18 protein-coding genes are annotated in these 16,896 nt (G+C 40.7%); 9 read left to right on the forward strand and 9 right to left on the reverse strand.

Annotated elements, in window-relative coordinates; genetic code table 11:
* Positions 1-158: 158 nt before the first annotated feature.
* Complete coding sequence (locus tag CWC28_RS12690; RefSeq protein ID WP_063700080.1) at positions 159-1,310, reverse strand: serine hydrolase domain-containing protein; 1,152 nt, start codon at positions 1,308-1,310, stop codon at positions 159-161.
* A 115-nt stretch (positions 1,311-1,425) separates the two neighbouring features.
* Here CWC28_RS12690 and CWC28_RS12695 point away from each other — a divergent pair, with 115 nt between their 5' ends.
* The 6 genes from CWC28_RS12695 (at position 1,426) to CWC28_RS12720 (ending at position 7,178) form a co-directional block, all read left to right on the forward strand.
* Entirely contained in the window at positions 1,426-2,232 is an 807-nt protein-coding gene (locus CWC28_RS12695; RefSeq protein WP_063700082.1) for a hypothetical protein, read from the forward strand.
* A gap of 166 nt (positions 2,233-2,398) precedes the next feature.
* Complete coding sequence (locus CWC28_RS12700; RefSeq protein WP_063700084.1) at positions 2,399-3,238, forward strand: MipA/OmpV family protein; 840 nt, start codon at positions 2,399-2,401, stop codon at positions 3,236-3,238.
* Positions 3,228-3,629: a DUF3019 domain-containing protein gene (locus tag CWC28_RS12705; protein WP_063700086.1), complete on the forward strand. Its 402-nt coding sequence runs from the start codon at positions 3,228-3,230 to the stop codon at positions 3,627-3,629. Before CWC28_RS12700 ends, CWC28_RS12705 begins: the two co-directional genes overlap by 11 nt.
* Before the next feature lie 13 nt (positions 3,630-3,642).
* Positions 3,643-4,350 carry a response regulator gene (locus CWC28_RS12710; RefSeq protein WP_063700088.1) on the forward strand — a complete coding sequence of 236 codons (708 nt, stop codon included), beginning with the start codon at positions 3,643-3,645 and terminating at the stop codon, positions 4,348-4,350.
* Between the two features lie 12 nt (positions 4,351-4,362).
* Entirely contained in the window at positions 4,363-5,652 is a 1,290-nt protein-coding gene (locus tag CWC28_RS12715) for a sensor histidine kinase (protein WP_063700090.1), read from the forward strand.
* 173 nt (positions 5,653-5,825) lie between these two features.
* Positions 5,826-7,178, forward strand: coding sequence for a sodium-dependent transporter (locus tag CWC28_RS12720; RefSeq protein ID WP_063700092.1), 1,353 nt, complete (start codon positions 5,826-5,828; stop codon positions 7,176-7,178).
* 30 nt (positions 7,179-7,208) lie between these two features.
* Here the strand turns inward: CWC28_RS12720 and CWC28_RS12725 are convergent, their stop codons facing one another.
* The gene (locus CWC28_RS12725) at positions 7,209-7,649 is read right to left on the reverse strand and encodes a GNAT family N-acetyltransferase (protein ID WP_063700094.1); all 441 of its coding nucleotides are present in this window, start codon (positions 7,647-7,649) and stop codon (positions 7,209-7,211) included.
* A gap of 66 nt (positions 7,650-7,715) precedes the next feature.
* Entirely contained in the window at positions 7,716-8,459 is a 744-nt protein-coding gene (locus CWC28_RS12730) for a sporulation protein (protein WP_054561870.1), read from the reverse strand.
* Between the two features lie 221 nt (positions 8,460-8,680).
* Between CWC28_RS12730 and CWC28_RS12735 the strand changes: the two genes are divergently transcribed.
* The 3 genes from CWC28_RS12735 (at position 8,681) to CWC28_RS12745 (ending at position 11,172) form a co-directional block, all read left to right on the forward strand.
* Positions 8,681-10,252 (forward strand): cation:proton antiporter domain-containing protein, encoded by a 1,572-nt coding sequence (locus tag CWC28_RS12735; protein ID WP_063700096.1) that lies wholly within the window; start codon positions 8,681-8,683, stop codon positions 10,250-10,252.
* Between the two features lie 284 nt (positions 10,253-10,536).
* Complete coding sequence (locus CWC28_RS12740; RefSeq protein ID WP_063700098.1) at positions 10,537-10,818, forward strand: hypothetical protein; 282 nt, start codon at positions 10,537-10,539, stop codon at positions 10,816-10,818.
* Positions 10,819-10,956: 138 nt separating this feature from the next.
* On the forward strand, positions 10,957-11,172 hold the full coding sequence (locus CWC28_RS12745; protein WP_062564309.1) for a DUF3820 family protein: 216 nt from the start codon (positions 10,957-10,959) through the stop codon (positions 11,170-11,172).
* Positions 11,173-11,285: 113 nt separating this feature from the next.
* Here the strand turns inward: CWC28_RS12745 and CWC28_RS12750 are convergent, their stop codons facing one another.
* The 6 genes from CWC28_RS12750 to ilvY form a co-directional block, all read right to left on the reverse strand.
* Positions 11,286-12,533 carry an ATP-binding protein gene (locus tag CWC28_RS12750; protein ID WP_063700099.1) on the reverse strand — a complete coding sequence of 416 codons (1,248 nt, stop codon included), beginning with the start codon at positions 12,531-12,533 and terminating at the stop codon, positions 11,286-11,288.
* Positions 12,534-12,539: 6 nt separating this feature from the next.
* Positions 12,540-13,232, reverse strand: coding sequence for a response regulator (locus tag CWC28_RS12755; RefSeq protein WP_063700102.1), 693 nt, complete (start codon positions 13,230-13,232; stop codon positions 12,540-12,542).
* Between the two features lie 14 nt (positions 13,233-13,246).
* Positions 13,247-13,633: a DUF3019 domain-containing protein gene (locus CWC28_RS12760; protein WP_063700104.1), complete on the reverse strand. Its 387-nt coding sequence runs from the start codon at positions 13,631-13,633 to the stop codon at positions 13,247-13,249.
* A gap of 1 nt (position 13,634) precedes the next feature.
* A complete protein-coding gene (locus tag CWC28_RS12765; protein ID WP_476704243.1) occupies positions 13,635-14,519 on the reverse strand; it encodes a MipA/OmpV family protein in 885 nt (294 codons plus the stop codon).
* A 117-nt stretch (positions 14,520-14,636) separates the two neighbouring features.
* On the reverse strand, positions 14,637-15,686 hold the full coding sequence (locus CWC28_RS12770; RefSeq protein ID WP_105174628.1) for a GGDEF domain-containing protein: 1,050 nt from the start codon (positions 15,684-15,686) through the stop codon (positions 14,637-14,639).
* 206 nt (positions 15,687-15,892) lie between these two features.
* Positions 15,893-16,795 carry an HTH-type transcriptional activator IlvY gene (gene ilvY / locus CWC28_RS12775; protein ID WP_063700108.1) on the reverse strand — a complete coding sequence of 301 codons (903 nt, stop codon included), beginning with the start codon at positions 16,793-16,795 and terminating at the stop codon, positions 15,893-15,895.
* Between the last annotated feature and the right edge of the window lie 101 nt (positions 16,796-16,896).

Consider the following 16,896-nt stretch of genomic DNA (forward strand, 5'->3'; position numbering starts at 1 on the left):
CGACATATCTTGATGGCTAAGCATTTGATTTCACGTTGAAATAAAAAAGGGATCTGAGTATTCAGATCCCTAATAAAGTATCAGCCCACTAAAATGCTGGCTTTTTTATTGGCAAAAATAATTTTTCACGAATTTGTAACTAAACATTTTGACTCGCACTATTTTTGTTCTCGGGTGTACTTAAGTACCCGGTTGATAAACTCGGTAGTTAATTCATTGATCAAACCCGTTTCTGCATTTAGCACTAAGCTAAAACCTATATTCAGATGCGGAAATACCACAATATCGCTGCGATACCCCTGTACCCAACCACTATGGTAATACAGCACTTCATCATCATAGTTATATACACGCCAGCCTAGCCCGTAATAAGCATCTTTAACATGTTCGCGCCAAACTCTACGACGAGTCTCTTTTTTGGTGTGAGTATAAGGACGCGTTTGTTTTATTAATGCTTCTAGCGGTAATACATCTGGGTACTGCCCTAGCTGCGCATTCAACCAGATAGCCATATCATTTGCGCTGGCATTCACTCCCGCAGCTGCGGGGACTTTGTAATAGTTCTTCTTTAATCGTGATGTATACCAACGTTTTCGGCCGCGTACATGAGGATGTGCATAGTTATCGTCTTTCACCATCTCATCAAAGCCTACACTGGCATCGACCATTTTCAATGGCGCAAAAATATATTCAGAAATCCAATGTGAGTAATCCATCTGAGTTGATCGAAAAATGACAGAGTCAATCAAACTGAACATCACATTTTGATACCCATAGCATTCGCTCGGTTTACAGATAGGCTCAACGGTTAATAGTTGCGCAACGATATCGGGGTAACTCATCCGCGATTCGATTAAGTTATCGTACGCATTAGGCACCAAGCCACTAGAATGACTGAGTATATGGTAAATTTTTAAATCATCTTTATAAGCAGTGTTAGCAAAAGCGGGAATAAACTTACTAATAGGATCATCAATATTAAATTCCCCTTGTGCAGCCAGCTTTGCAGTTAAAGAACCCGCAAAGGTTTTTGAAACTGACGCTAAACGAAACCGGGTATGCTTATCAACATTACGACCATTTTCAATTTTTGTTCGCCCGATGCCACGAATAAAATCATCCTGACCAATATTAACAATTGCCAGAGATCCGCCCGGAATTCCTTTACTGCGTAGTTTACGGGTAAGGTGTTTATTGTAATCAGCAACGAAAGTTTGCCATTGTTTATCACTCGAAGCAGCTTCACTACTCATTGAGAGCAGTAATAAAGAACAAAGGAAAAAAGGTATTAAGGATAAGCTGTACTTCATTATTTATTTTTTTAAGTCTGATTAGGAAGTTTCTGATCACATATTATCATGAACTTTTGTCTCGACTAACGTACAATACGCTTAATCTTAAATATTTATGGGTAGATTAATCTTTATGCGCTTACTTGTAGTTTTGTTTTTTACTTTAATTTCAGCCGGTTGCGCTTTAAAACCTGAACCTGCACCATTACTTGCTATGCCAAAAAAACCTAGCTTACAGAGCCAACGTTTTCAAGTTGAGTATCAAACAGGGCATGCGGCGCCTAAAGTAAAATCAGTACAATTACCTGCACATGCTGTAAGTAAAAACCAAACGGTGAGCATCGTTGCTGATAAAACCAGTGTAACAGATACACTTTATTCGCAAATCACTGAAGCACTGACAGCAAAGCAATTAAAGGTTGTCGCTGAAGGCGCACAAGCTGACTATACCCTATCAATTCATCAGTTAGACCTTGAGCTCATTGAAGACACAGAATATAAATTGGTGAAACCCGAAAAACCACTGCCTTTATTCGAAGAAGTAGCAAAACAGTTCCCTGTTCAGCAATGTGCAACGATTTTAGGTCAGGTAAGTATGCGCCTTACCCACAAAAAAACCGGTGACGTTGTTTGGTTTGCAAAATCATCAATAGATAGCGCAAGCTTTCACCGTGAACCGCTAATTTATAGCTTTGAACAACAGCAACTAATAAAGAATGAATTAGAAGTTGCGAGTTTTGTGCACGAGCAAAACTCTGAACAAGCTCGTATGGCGCGTGTTAATCAAGACGTAACGATTCCAGCTTACCAAACGATTACACGAATGAACGCCTTTAAAAAAGAGCAAGGTCCCTGTAACCGAACAGAAATTAGTGCACTTACACCTATGATGCAGTATTACTTGAGCAGCATTTTAATCGATAAAATAAAAGTGCAGTAATTTGAATACGCTGTTTGTCTGCCCATAGGCAAGCAGCACCCCTCTTTGAATTCGTAACACTTTCTTACACTTCCAATTTCTGCTACTACATTTTTTTACAGATTACAGGAACTCCTTAACAATATACTATAAGCTATTACCCTTTCTCACAGACAAGGATGCAACGTTGCGAGTTTACAGTGCCCTATTATTGACGTGTTTAACCTTGCTTAGCGCTACAAGCCAAGCAAGTAACCGCTATTATGCAGACAATACTTTAGAACCAAGCCAAGGCTTTGCATGGGACTGGGGCATAGGTTTAGGGTACTACATTGAAGATTCTTACCTTGTAGGCATGGATTCTTACAATGATGGCATAGAGCCAGATGTTCACCTCGCCGTTTCTTACGACAGCTTTTACCTCGATTACGATCAAAGCCAACTCAGTGGTGGTTTAACCTTAGGTTACAGCGTTATCGATAAATTTGAATGGGGCTTAGATATTGTCGGTACTAATATTCAATCAGGCTTTGATGAAACAGGCTTAAACATTTACGGCAATGACGTCATTAAAGAGCTCGAAGGTATTAGAACGCGCGACTACGATTTTGATGTAGGTCTTCGTTTATCGCGCCGCTTTGAAAACTCGCAAATTTCATTTGAGTACTTACATGACGTGTCGGGAGCACACAATGGCTGGGTAATGAATTCGTTTTTTAGCCAGATTATCCCTTGGCGGAATTGGGAGTTTCGCTCTGGCGTTGGTTTAAGTGCCTACTCAGAAGACTTTACAAATTACTACTTCGGAATTTCAGACTCTGAAGCCTTGGCAACTCGCCCTGTATATAGCCCAGATACCTCTTACAGTCTTATTTTTGAATTTCATGCAGAATACCCAATTAACAGACATTGGGTGTTTTTAACTGGTTGGTTATCGACTTGGTTTTCAAACGATATTCACCAAAGCCCTATTATCTCTCAAGAGTATCAGCATAAAGCCAAGGTAGGCGTGCGTTATGTTTTCTAAGTATTACTTGTGCTTTACCTTATTACTGTCAGGGCCATTGCTGGCCGAGCAACAGCCAGAAGGTGAGAAAAAAGTTGAAGATGCACTCATTGCCCTGCCCGATACGTGCGTTGCACTACGAGAGGGCAGAAATTGCTATGCTGAGGTTGATATAACTTGGCATCAGCAACAAATTGGCAATTATTGCTTACGCAACGCACAGAGCAAGCACATAATGCAATGTTGGTTGATGCAACAAAAAGGCTTATTTAGATACCAATTTGATTCAGCAGAAACCATTGGTTTTGAACTTATAAGTAGTGATAACGGTAAGGTTGTCGCAAGCACTGAAATACAATTACAGTGGGTCTATAAAAATCGTCAGAAGAAACGTCGTTGGCGACTGTTCTAAGCAGGAGTAAATAATGGAACATTACGGAACTATCTTATTAGTTGAAGATGATATCTCTCTCGCCAATTGGGTTGCAGAATATTTAGTTGAACAAGGCTACAAAACGACACTATGCCAGCGTGGCGACCAAGTCGTTGAGCAAGTCCGCAAAACAAATCCAGATTTAGTGTTGTTAGATATTATGCTACCAGGCCAAGATGGTATTAGTGTATGCCGTGATTTACGTCAGTTTTATCAGGCCCCGATTATCATGCTAACAGCGCGTGATGATGAAATGGATGAAGTGATTGGCCTTGAAGTAGGTGCGACTGATTACATGATGAAGCCCGTTCGCCCTCGCGCTTTACTAGCACGCATAAAAGCGGCTCTTCGCTCTAAGTCAGATACACACGAATCAAGCACAAACTCTGAGCTTATCAATGTAGGTAAGTTATCAATCAATACGGAGTCACGCACAGTTTACCTAGCAGACGAAGAGGTCCATATTTCAAGCGCTGAGTACCTTTTACTCCACTATTTAGCAAGTAATGCAGGCCAAGTGGTTTCTCGTGATGCGGTATTTAAGGCAACGAAAGGGCGTGAATATGATGGCTTGGACAGAAGTGTTGATGTGCTAATTTCATCATTACGTAAAAAGTTTAATGATGATCCACAGCACCCTGAAAAAATTAAAACTATTTGGGGCAAAGGCTATTTACTCGTTGCCACCGCTTGGCAATAACGACTCGCGCCTGTGAAAAAGTTTTATATTTCGCTACTCGGTAGCGCCTTACTTTCAATCATTGTTTTGGGTTGGCTAATTGATGCTTTTAGCCAACAAACCCAAACACCCCAAGATGTGTTTTCTAGCGAAACACAAATGATTAAAGGGTTTGCAAAGCAACTCGCTAAGCTTGACGCTAAACAGCGCGAGCAAGCTATCACGGATATTAATCAAGACTTTGCAGTGCAACTTGAATATCGTCCGACACAATCGCTTGCACTTCCCCATTCACTATTATCACAAATAACCCAACCGAGCGGCCTTATCCTCGAAGATCAACAAGGCTATTATTTACTTTACAGTGATGCAGCACTTAATACGCATCATCTAAAAATGCGTTTAGATAAAGATTTAACGCATGAGCAAGGCAACGATGTATTACTGACCTTGTTGTTCTATGCAGGGTTATGCATATTTATGGGCTTTATTATTGCGCCACTCGCCAAGCGTTTAACCGTTTTGAATGAAGCAGCAAAGCGCTTTGCTAAAGGTGATTTAAAAAGTCGTATTCACGTATCTCACTTTACCTATATCAAAGATGTTGAGCTGACATTTAACCGCATGGCGAGTCAAATTGAAAAACTTCTTGATGAGAATAAGTTGATGGCATCGAGTTTATCTCACGATATCCGCACACCTATCGCTTGTTTACGGTTTGGCCTAGAGGCAGCGCAAGATTGTAGTAATGACGAAAAGCGCCTTGAGTATCTTGCACGAATGGAAAACGACTTAGATCAAATGGAGTCAATGCTAAAAAGCTATCTAGCATTTGCAACCCTTGAGCAAAAAGCGAATCAACTGACCTTTAATCATTCTGATCTAGAAACCTATATTCTGACTTTAATCCATCAGATTGAGCCTAAGCTTGAGCAACAGGGCTTGCGTATTAATCACCACGTTGAAGGCGGTGATATTTGTGCTGACTTACACTGGTTAGCTCGCGCCATTGTTAACTTATTAAGTAATGCTTGCGACTTTGCTGAATCAGAAATTTTACTCAGTGCTACGAGTACCAGTGGGTCCGTTATGATTAAAATTGAAGATGACGGCCCGGGTGTCAGCGAAGAGAACTGGCAAAAAGTATTTAGTCCATTTTTCCAAGAACAAACGCATCGCAATAGAGATGGCGAAAGCTACGGGCTCGGGCTTGCTATCGTTGCAAAAGTTGTTGATTGGCATCATGGTACGGTCGAAGTATCAAAAAGTAAGCAGCTAGGTGGCGCGTGTTTTACTCTTTCAATTCAAAATAAAAGCCACTAAAGCGGTTTCAATTGTGTTAATTGTTTCGTATTGTAATGCGCAATTGCACGAAATCTAAGCTGACAACTCGCACATAACCAAGAACAACGAAAATGCGGATGATTAACCCTTTTTATTTAGCGTTAATTCAAGTAGATTGTCAGCGCCGTCACAAATAGAGAAGTAACAATAATATGAGCGCATCACGTGGGGAGTTCAGCTCCCGCTTTGGATTTATTATGGCTGCAGCAGGCTCTGCTGTTGGCTTAGGAAATATTTGGGGTTTCCCAACGCAAACTGCAAGTAATGGCGGTGCCGCATTTTTAGTGGCTTATTTAATATTAGCATTTTGCCTTGCTTACCCTGCTTTAATGGCTGAGTTAGTGATTGGTCGTCACGGTCAAGCTAATGCCGTCACTTCACTTCGAAAAGTAACGAATCAAGCATGGCAAAAGAAGTTCGCCTTCATGGTGGGCTTTGGCGGTATTATTTGTGCCGGTCTCATCCTTAGCTTCTATGCTATCGTGGCAGGTTGGATGCTAAGTGCAACACTTGAACCTGTTGCACAATTAGCGGGTCAAGAGCACGCTGGCGCTTGGCTTAGTGAGCAGTCACTATCAAGAAACCTTATATTTACTGCCGCATTTATTATTTTAACCGTTGCGATTATCTCTAAAGGCGTCGAAAACGGCATTGAAAAATGGTCTAAGCGCTTAATGCCTGCCCTGTTAGGTATTTTGTTTATACTAATCATCTATGTAATGACTCAAGATGGCGCAATGGAAGGCTTAAAAGCGTATTTAGTGCCAGACTTTTCATCGATTTTAAACCCTGAGTTATTAGTGAATGCGTTAGGACAAGCATTTTTCTCATTGTCGCTTGGTACTAGCGTAATGATCATCTACGGCTCATACATCAGCAAAAAAGAAAACCTAGTATCGTTAGGCGCTTATGTGACTTTAATCGATGTGTTTATTGCCTTTGTAGCCGGTTTACTTATTATTCCTGCAATGTATGTAGCACAGGCGCAGGGCGTTGAGATTTTCTCAGCAGAAGGTGCACTACTTTCTGAAGATACGCTTGTATTCCAAGTACTACCGGCACTTTTCACTAGTATGGGCAATGTTGGTATTTTTGTTGGTTTTGCTTTTTTTGCGTTAATGAGTATTGCAGCGTTAACCTCATCAATTTCGATGCTAGAAGCACCCGTTTCTTATGCTGTTGAGCGTTTTGCGCTAAAGCGTGTACAAGCAACTTGGATCATTGGCGGTATTATTGCCCTGATTAGTTTTACAATTGTCTTTAACTTAGGCACGCTATTTGGTTTTGTGATCACCTTAACCACGAAGATTGGACAACCTGTTCTTGGCTTAATGTGCTGTATTTTCGTTGGTTGGATTTGGCATCGCGCGTCGTTACTAAAAGAAATTCAACAAGGATGCCCGGAAGCTGCAAATAGTTTCTTCTGGAAAGTATGGCCATGGTACATCAAGTTTATTTGCCCACTTGCCATTGCACTGGTATTTGCTAACTCACTGTTGAGCTAATCAATGTTTATGTTTGAAGTGGCCATTAGGCTACTTCAAACACATATCTTGATGTGGAATACCATCTTCTAAGTAATCATCCCCCACATTCTCAAAACCAAATTGCTGATAAAACGCTGTTAAGTAACACTGAGCACCAATCATAATCGCTTTATCAGGCCAATGCTCTTTACATGTATCTATCGCGGTTTGCACCAGCTTGGTTGCGAGTCCTTCACCACGAAATTGCTCTGCAACCAGCACTCGACCAAATGCGCTAAATTGCTCATTCTTTTTATAACATCGTGCATAGGCTGCCACCTGCTGACCTTTAAACAAGAACACGTGTTGGGTCTGCGCATTGTTATCCACTTCGTCAATTTCTGGGTAAGGGCAAGTTTGCTCTACCACAAATACATCAACCCGCACTCGTAAAATGGCAAATAACTCATCTTTACTGAGTTCGTTATAACTTTTAATAGAAAACATAATGCTCCTTTATGAAGACAAAAAACCCAGCCGTAGCTGGGTTTTAACTCGCTATTCAGTCGTTAGTCTTTAAGCAAATAATCGTTCTAGCTGATCACACAGCTGCGATAGATTTACATGATCATGCTCAATCGTTAAATCGACATAACCATCCCCTCTAAAGGCACGATCAAGCTCAATGAGTACATGGGTTTTATGTGCTTCAGGCACAAACGACAACTCAATCTCTTGTAAGCCAAACAGGCTTCGGCTATTTGGACGATACTCAAGCTCTTGATAACAACCCGAATGTGACTGGAATGTCGGCGCTCTTAAGAAGCCTTTTTCAACATCCGCTTTGACTAAACTAAAGCCAAGTCTATCCATCGCTTCCATTAACGTGCTCACCGCATCATTAGGATAAATGTGAAGTGCATCACGATCAGTGGGATCAAGGGCTAAATCAATATCTAGGCCTGTTTCAAGCCACACATGTGATTGGTTATAACCAGCGTTAATTTCGGTGATCGGTGTTTCTGAATGCAGGCGTGCTTCAAATGGAATATGTTTTTCAGCACCTGCTGCTATCGTGCCGATATCTGTAATTCGCCACTTTTCAATCACATGGTTTGTAAAGTACTCACCATCTTCACCTTCGACTTTAACACGCGTCATCAGAGCTAAGTCTAAACCCGATATGTCTTGATCAACATCGCCGCCTTTAATAACAATAACGGCATTAAATTTTTGACCCGGTTGTAAATGCTCTGTCTCAAGTACAGTGTCAACTTTTGCTGCACCAATACCTACTGATGCAAGGATTTTCTTAAACATCTTTTCTCCTTAAGCCAGCTTCTAACCTATGGCTTAAATTCCTTTGTTAATGCATCTTAACCACAATTAAAAGCTAATGTCAGCGAAAAAATGATGCTTTTGGCGGATTAATCAATAAATCATGTATAAGTGCTTATTTTTTGAACTCTTACTGTCTGATATTGTTTTCCAACAACAAATATTTCGCTACACTTCTAACAAATGAAGTCAAAAGAAAAACTATGGAACTAATTTACTTTGCTACCGCGTTCGTTTGTGGCTTTGCTGTTTACCAGCTAAAGCTGCCTCCTCTTATCGGCTTTTTATTAGCGGGTTTTGCACTCAACCTATATGGATATAAGACAACCGAGCTGCTGAATACATTGGCAAGCTTGGGTGTTACTTTGTTATTGTTTAGCATCGGTCTTAAGCTCAAAGTATCAAACTTAATGAAACCACAAGTTTGGGCGCCCGCCTCAATGCATATTGTTTTAAGCAGTACGCTCTTCAGTGGTTTTATGTTGTTGCTAGGAGCCCTTGCACTACCTTTATTTAACGAACTTACTTGGCAAAGTGCATTGTTAGTCGGTTTTGCTTTTAGCTTCTCAAGCACCGTTTTTGCAGTAAAAGTACTTGAAGAACGCGGTGAAATGGCAAGCCTCCATGGTAAAATCGCCATTGGTATCTTAGTTATGCAAGATATCTTTGCCGTCATATTCTTAGCCATCAGTACTGGTAAGGCCCCGAACATTTGGGCTTTGGCATTATTGGTTGGTTTACCTATTTTACGCCCTGTGATGTTCTGGGTATTAAATCGCTCAAAACACGGTGAGTTATTGCCCCTGTTTGGCTTTTTCTTTGCGCTGATTATTGGTTATCAAGCCTTCGAGTTTGCAGGCCTTAAAGGTGATTTAGGTGCGTTGATCATCGGTATGATGTTCGCGTCTCATAAAAAAGCTGGTGAGCTATCAAAATCACTGCTTAATTTAAAAGACGTATTACTGGTTGGTTTTTTCTTAAATATTGGTTTGAATGCAGAGCTGACCAGCAACGCAGTGATTGTTGCACTCATCGTAATTTTAGTCTTGCCATTAAAAGTTGCACTTTATTATGTGCTGACAAACGCTTTCAAATTACGTGCCCGTACTTCACTATTAAGCGCGTTTAGCTTAGCTAATTACAGTGAATTTGGCTTGATTGTCTGCGCTGTTGCAGCCACTAGCAATCTAATCACGTCTGAATGGCTCGCCGTTATGGCTATCGCTGTGTCAATCACCTTTATACTCGCATCGCCTTTAAATAAACGCTCGAATGAAGTGTATGTAAAAATTGAACATTGGTTGCTTAAATTTGAAAGTAACAGCCGCCTTGCAGAAGAGCTGCCGGTAAATCTAAATGACACTAAAATCGTTATATTTGGAATGGGCCGCATTGGTACGGGTGCCTATGAAACAATCAGTCAAACACACCCAAATCTCGTTGCGGGCATTGATATCAAGCCTGATGTGGTTGAAAAACACATTAAACGTGGCCGCCGAGTGTTACTAGCCGATGCAACTGACCCAGACTTTTGGCAGCGAGTGAATCACTCCCATGTGGGTATGGTGATGCTTGCAATGCCAAAGCATATGCAAAATATATTTGCGTTGGAACAACTTCGAGCTTCAGGCTATCAAGGTCAGGTGACAGCCATTGCAAACTACCCAGATCAGCAAAAAGAACTAGAAGATATGGGGGTTGATTCCACATATAACTTCTATTTAGAAGCTGGTAGCGGCTTCGCTGAGCATGTAAAACAAAAACTTTTCTCTTAATGTAAAAAAATATTCTCGGTACCTTTTCATGGTACTGAGAATTATTTTCACTGTATTCAGTTAGTTGGCTAACTAGTTTTCTTAGCAAATCAAATCAGTCCCCCTATTGGGTCAAGCTTATTTACAAAGCTTTACATCCAGATTAGCAATCAGGCTAAAAAAAAGAGTAGAATTAATTTCAAGATGCTTAGCTAAGTATCTATTTTTAACACAAAAAAGTTTAACAGTGTTGTTGTACCGCTGTTTATTTCACAGCACTTGTTAGATGGATTGAGGTTGTTTAAATGAAAAATAAGTTTACCAACGAGTTTTTAGCAAACACGGATGATGCACGTACCGGGAAACTTTCAGATATTCAGCAGCAACTTGATGAGTTACAAAAGAATGGCATGACTGCAATGGATATCAGAACGGTGCTGTTCAACAAGATGCTCGATGTATATCAAGTACCAAGTGATCATTTTCTTCGTGACAGTGAAACACCTGAGCGAATTGACGACCCGACTATCGTCGTTAAGCTAAAACAGCTTGGCTTTACGAAAAAGCGTCGTTACCAACTACACTAAACTGCTGTAATCGATTTAGTGGTTGTAATTTAGAGGGCCTACATCCCTCACTAAATAGGCTGTTTCTTGCCCGTCACAGCCTATTTTCTCTCCCCTTTTTACCGTATTATCTGACTTTAAAATTTCTTTGAGATAAAGATGGATACAGCTCAACTCAAACGCGCCATAAATACCAAGATGCCATTTGGAAAATATGCTGGTCGCCCTTTATTGTTGCTCCCTGAACCGTATTTAGTGTGGTTTAAACAACAAGGATTTCCAGACTCTCAGTTAGGTGCACAACTGGCGATGATGTATGAAGTGAAGCTCAATGGCCTCGAAAAAATGCTAATGCCATTATTAGATGAAAAATAATTAAATATTTTTTCGAACTTTTATAAATAGCCGCGGTCTATTACTTTGCTACTTGTTTATTTTTGGTTTTAATCTTTAAAAAGCGCCCTAGGCGCTTTTTTTATGCCTGTAATTTAAAGCGAGTTACTTTTAAACAAATGAATCGTAAATTTAGCTCCACCTAATGGTGAATCACACACCTCAGACTGCCCTTGATGCCAACTAACAATTTTAGCGACAATGGCAAGCCCTAATCCAAAGCCGCCGGTTTTCTTATCACGACTTTTATCTAAACGAGTAAATGGCTTAAAAATACTTTGCCATTCAGATTTAGCGATCCCAGGACCATCGTCTTCAACACTTATTTGTATCGAATCACCCAACTCTTCAAGGCTGACATGAATTTTATGATTTGCGTATTTTTGTGCATTACCTAATAGGTTTTGAATACAACGCGCCATAAAATGCTCGTCACACTCGTAGTAGAGCAGCTTAGGAGCACTCACTGCGACCTCTATATCAGTAGCAAACTCAAGCTTATTCACCACACTGTTAATAAGCGCTGTCAGGTCACAGGAACGGGGCTTTAAGCTTGGTTGGTGTGAATCAAGTCGCGCGTATTCAAGCATTTCTGACACCAGTGCTTCAAGCTCTGCAATATCTGCCTGCATGTTATCAATGTAAGTGTAGGATTTTTCATTCTCGATTTGCTCTTCAAGCATCGCAACAGCGAACTTTAACCGCGCAAGGGGGGTTCTAAATTCATGCGAAACGGAAGAAGTCAGCTCTTGCTGCGCTGCCAGAAGGTATTGAATGCGCTCTTGCATCGCGTTGAGTGTATCCGTAATCGGCAGAAAAAATGATTTAGAGGCATCGTGAAGTTCAAAGTCTTGTGCCCCTCCTACTGCCTCACAAGCAAGAGTAAGTTTATTAAAATCGCGCCACAGCAATAGGCTCCATAGCCCTATTGGCACGCCAATCACGGTCAATAATAAAAAGTAGGGCCAAACAGAGCTAAAATTAGGATTGGATACAGACAAAGGGCCTACATGTAAAAGCTGTGTGTCATTAAGGGCTATATACCAAACCACTTTTTGTTCTTGATTAAACAAATACAGGTAATGGTCATTGTTGAGCTGTGTTTTTAGGTCATCAGGGAGTGCTAGATCAGTGAGATTTATGACCTCACTTGCAAATTCTTGCTGAAGTTTTGCTAAGCCATTATCAGTTTGGCTTAATAACCAAAGGGATTTACCAAACTCTTGGTCAAGGGCAATTTGTTGTTGAGTTTCTTCGTAGGGCCATAACTGTTCTATGACCCCACTAACGAGAAACAGAGAAACTATTATATAAAGATATAAGCTAGCAAATAGTTTCCCCATTAATGATTACATATCCCATGCATCAGATACGAAGAGGTAACCTTGCCCCCAAACTGTTTTAATTCGGTATGGTTTATCACTATTATCACCTAGTTTCTTACGGATACGTGACACGCGTACGTCAACTGTACGGTCTAAACCATCATATTGACGACCAATCATATGTTGATGCACGTGTTCACGACTTAACACTTCACCTGCGTTTGACGCCAGTAACCAAAGCAACTCAAACTCATGAGATGTAAGTGTAATTTCATTGCCTTTAAGTGTAACAATGCGGCTGGTTTTATCAATGCTTAAATCACCAAAGCTCAGCTCTTCAGGTGCTTTAGTGCTAGCTTGTCCACGGCGTAACAGCGCATTAATGCGCGCTAATAAAACGCGTGGTTCAGCAGGCTTAATAACATAATCATCTGCGCCGAGTTCTAGGCCAATCACTTGGTCAAAGTCCTCACCTTTTGCAGTCAGCATTAAGATAGGTAAGCTAAATTTATCACGTACCTGGCGGCACACACTAAACCCGTCTTTACCCGGTAACATCACATCTAAAATCATTAAATCAACGGGGTTGTTTTCTAGGTATTCAAATACTTCGTCGCCGCGTTCAAGGACCGCAACATCCAACCCATTATGCTGAAGGTAATCACGTGTTAACTGCTGTAAGCCGAGATCATCTTCAACAAGTAAAATCTTTGCCATTGGTTGCTCCTGAATTAAAAAAAGCTCCACGGTGAGCGTAATCTACGCCTCGTTGTTTTTGCTTCGGTGCTTTGCACTTCGACTTTTGCGGTCGCTATTTTGCTCCCCGTGTGCGGATTGACTAAGGAGTATATTGTTTCAACCTGAACCCGCGCTTTATGGCTGTACAGCCCTTTGTTACTGTCGTTCCAGCATTGAATTTGCTGATTATTTTGAAACAGACACAGATCTTGAGGTTGTGCTGTTTGCCAGCTAACTTTTAACTCAAGATCACAAAATTCGTGCTGTTGTAATACAACACACACTTTTGGCGTGATATCAAACTGAGTCGCTTGCGCATGGCTTGGGGTAGCCCAAATAACAGCAGCAAACACACACAGACTAAAAACAAAATACTTCATATTAAAAAATATGATTGAATCCTATAAATGCAGTCATCGAGTACGTGTGTTCAAAAAGCGGACTGTCATCCACGGCTGAGTAGTCATAATATGCTAAATGAAAACGAAGAGAGTTGGCCTCACTCAGGGGCCAACGGGCGTCGATTTTAGCATAAGGTTGCCAGCTACTGCCAACATCTATTTCCCCATATGAGGACTCTTTAGCCGATAAACCATAAAAATAATCATTTAGTCTGGCTGATTTGTACCAAACGCCCAGGCTAGGTGCGACTGATAAATTCCCTATCCGGTGATGTGATTGCCATTGCAAGGCACTACGCAGACCTTTATAAACACCAGAGACATCAGCAAGTGCTTGTAAAGAAATAACATGATTACTGTGTATATAGTGATAACTAATACCGGCATCTAAGGCCCAACGTCTTTTTTTAATATCGTTCGTCGATACCGACTTTTCTGCCAGTTCATTACTGGTGGTCGATTCAACAATAAAGCTATTCGATGTTTGCAGTGCAAAAACATTGCTTGGATGAAAATCAATAAAGAAACGAGTCTCAGGGTTGAACTCAGTAACGAAATTAACAACATGAGTATCGCTTTCTTGGAATGAATAACCTAAACGGCCATTATCAAAGAACCATTTTTCACCATAAAAAGCGATTTCAGGCAACACGATTAAAGGTAAGTTATCACCACCATGAAGGGGATTCGTGATCACCCCTGCTCCGGTATTAATACTTAGGTGCCACTGCTGGGTATCAATCTGTTGATTTGCCACACGGCTTTCACGTTCAGTGCGCGTTGAATCATCAGCGCTTGCTTGACTCAATAGCATGCCAAACAAGGCATACACCACTGCGCACATCCTGATCGTTTGAGATTTCATTGTTATTGTACGACCAAAGAGATTTCTGCAATAAGAACATAATACCAAGATGTGAACAAACTGTCGTTGCAAGGTTACAACTATTCACAAATTTGATACATATATCGGTTAAGTTTGTTACTCTTCGACGATTTCGATACGATTTCGGCCATGCTCTTTGGCTAAATAGAGCGCTTTATCAGCTTTTGCTATAAGTTGTTCTGGGTTACTATTTTTAGCTTTTATCGCAATACCAAAACTAGCGGTTACTTGGCTTAACACCTTGTTAGAGTTAGGGTCTTTGATTTGTAATTTGGTTACAGCTTGACGTAGTTGTTGAGTGAAATTGGTCATATCACTGATGCTTGCAAACTGCGCGGTGAAGCAAAACTCTTCCCCCCCATAACGATAAGCTTGACCGACACTCGAAACATGCTTAAGGAGTTTTGCAGACACTGCACGCAAAACTTGGTCTCCTTTTTGATGACCAAATGTATCGTTAAATTGTTTAAAATGATCGATATCAACCATAGTAAGGACAGCGACTTCTGCTAAGTCATTGGTTTGGCAAAACCGCGTGATATCTTCATCAAATTTACCGCGGTTATAAAGCCCTGTCAGAGGGTCTTTTTCTGCCTTACTTCGTGACCTAACAAGCTCTTGTTTTAGTTCTGTAATTTCAGAGTATGCCATCGCAAGCTGATTTTGAAAATCTTGAGCTCGGCTTTGCAGTGCCGCTGATTCATCGCTTAAGCGTTCAACACAATCCAGCACGTCATCAAAACCACTCTCTTGGCTGATGTCTGCTTTATTTAACGTTTCACGGCACTCTTGTAGAGCCAGATTAAATTCAGCGGAATAAGTTAATGCCTCATTGATGTCTTGGTGCACTTTGCCAACGACATTATTAAAACCAGTGGAGAGCTGATAAAACAGACTTAGATCGTCTTTAGAAAGGTATTTATTGAAGAGTCGCTTCGCTTGCTCATGATCACAGGTTTTATATTTTTTAATAATATTATCAAGTTCTTTGTTTAAATCTTGATTCTTTTCACTCACGTAGCAATACCAAAGCGCGTAATTGAGTGGCGTGATTGGCATTTTATATTTCACCATAAACGGGATAGCTAACTTCAAACAGTGGCTAGAGTAGCTTAAAGAATGGTCGGCTTGCGCTGTGAGTATCATGAGTCTACGCCATGAAAATTTTATTATTTTAAAATACGGTATCAACCCCTTTAAAAAAATCAATGAAAAAGGATTTTGCAAACGCAAAACCAGCAAAAACCACGAACTTTTTTTACAAAAACCAATACTAAATACCTAAGCAAAATTAGGATATTTGTATCAATATAATATTGTTCACAATAAAGTATTAGTTGCGAGAAAGTAAGTTAAATCGCTTGCTGAGTAAGCGATTGAGCAATACTCCAAATTGCATTGAGTGCGGGATCGTGGCGCTCTTTATTCAAAACAGCGAGGCCAATTTCAAAACCCGTAATTGTCTGCTCTGCATCACTCACTATTTGTACTTTATCTTTTAGCGGGCTGTTATCCAGTACAATTTTTGGCACCATGGCTATACCTAATCCCAAGCTCACCATAGAAACCATGGCTTCATGGCCTGCAACCTGCGCGTAAATTCGACCGTGAATATTTTTTTTACGCCACCATTGCTCAAGCCGCTGCCTTGATAAACCTTGCTCTGCAACAATAAATTCTAAATCTGACCAATCAATTGGCTCACTTGCTGAAAGCTTATCGCTAATTGGACAAGCAATTTTGGGTGCAATCAAAACCAAAGGCGAATAGCCAATACTGGTGAACGCTATTTGCCCTGGCAACTTTGTTGGTTTAGCGGCAATCGCCATCGCTTCATGACCATCTAATACGCGGTTTATGGCAAGAGCGGGATCACCGGTATTGAGAGTTATCTCTATATGTGGGTGTTGCATTCGCAGTTGCTCGAGTATTTGATGCAAAAAGCTATATGAGGCTGTCACGGAACAATAAATACTGACATTGCCATAAATATGTTGTTGCGGCTCTTGTACATTTGCTTTGAAACGATGCCAGTTAGCGAGCGTCGCATTGGCGTATTCAATAAATGACTCTCCCTCGCGGGTTAATTTAACCGTACGATTATCCCGATTGAACAATACCACCCCAACCTCTTCTTCGAGTTGTTTGATGTTACGGCTCAAGGTTGGCGCACTGATATGGCAAAGCTCACTCGCTCTGGCAAAGTGCAGCGTCTTAGCTAAAGCTAAAAAATAATTAAGATGTTTATGATCCATACGGTCACCATTTCATTTTATGAAATACTTTAATTCAAATATATCATTTTACGCAAGGTTAAAAATTGCATAGTGTTAACACATACAAAGAACACTACGTC

Origin of the sequence: Pseudoalteromonas sp. S4492 (assembly GCF_005886115.1) — a bacterium.
In the GTDB taxonomy this organism is placed as follows: Bacteria; Pseudomonadota; Gammaproteobacteria; order Enterobacterales; family Alteromonadaceae; genus Pseudoalteromonas; species Pseudoalteromonas gelatinilytica.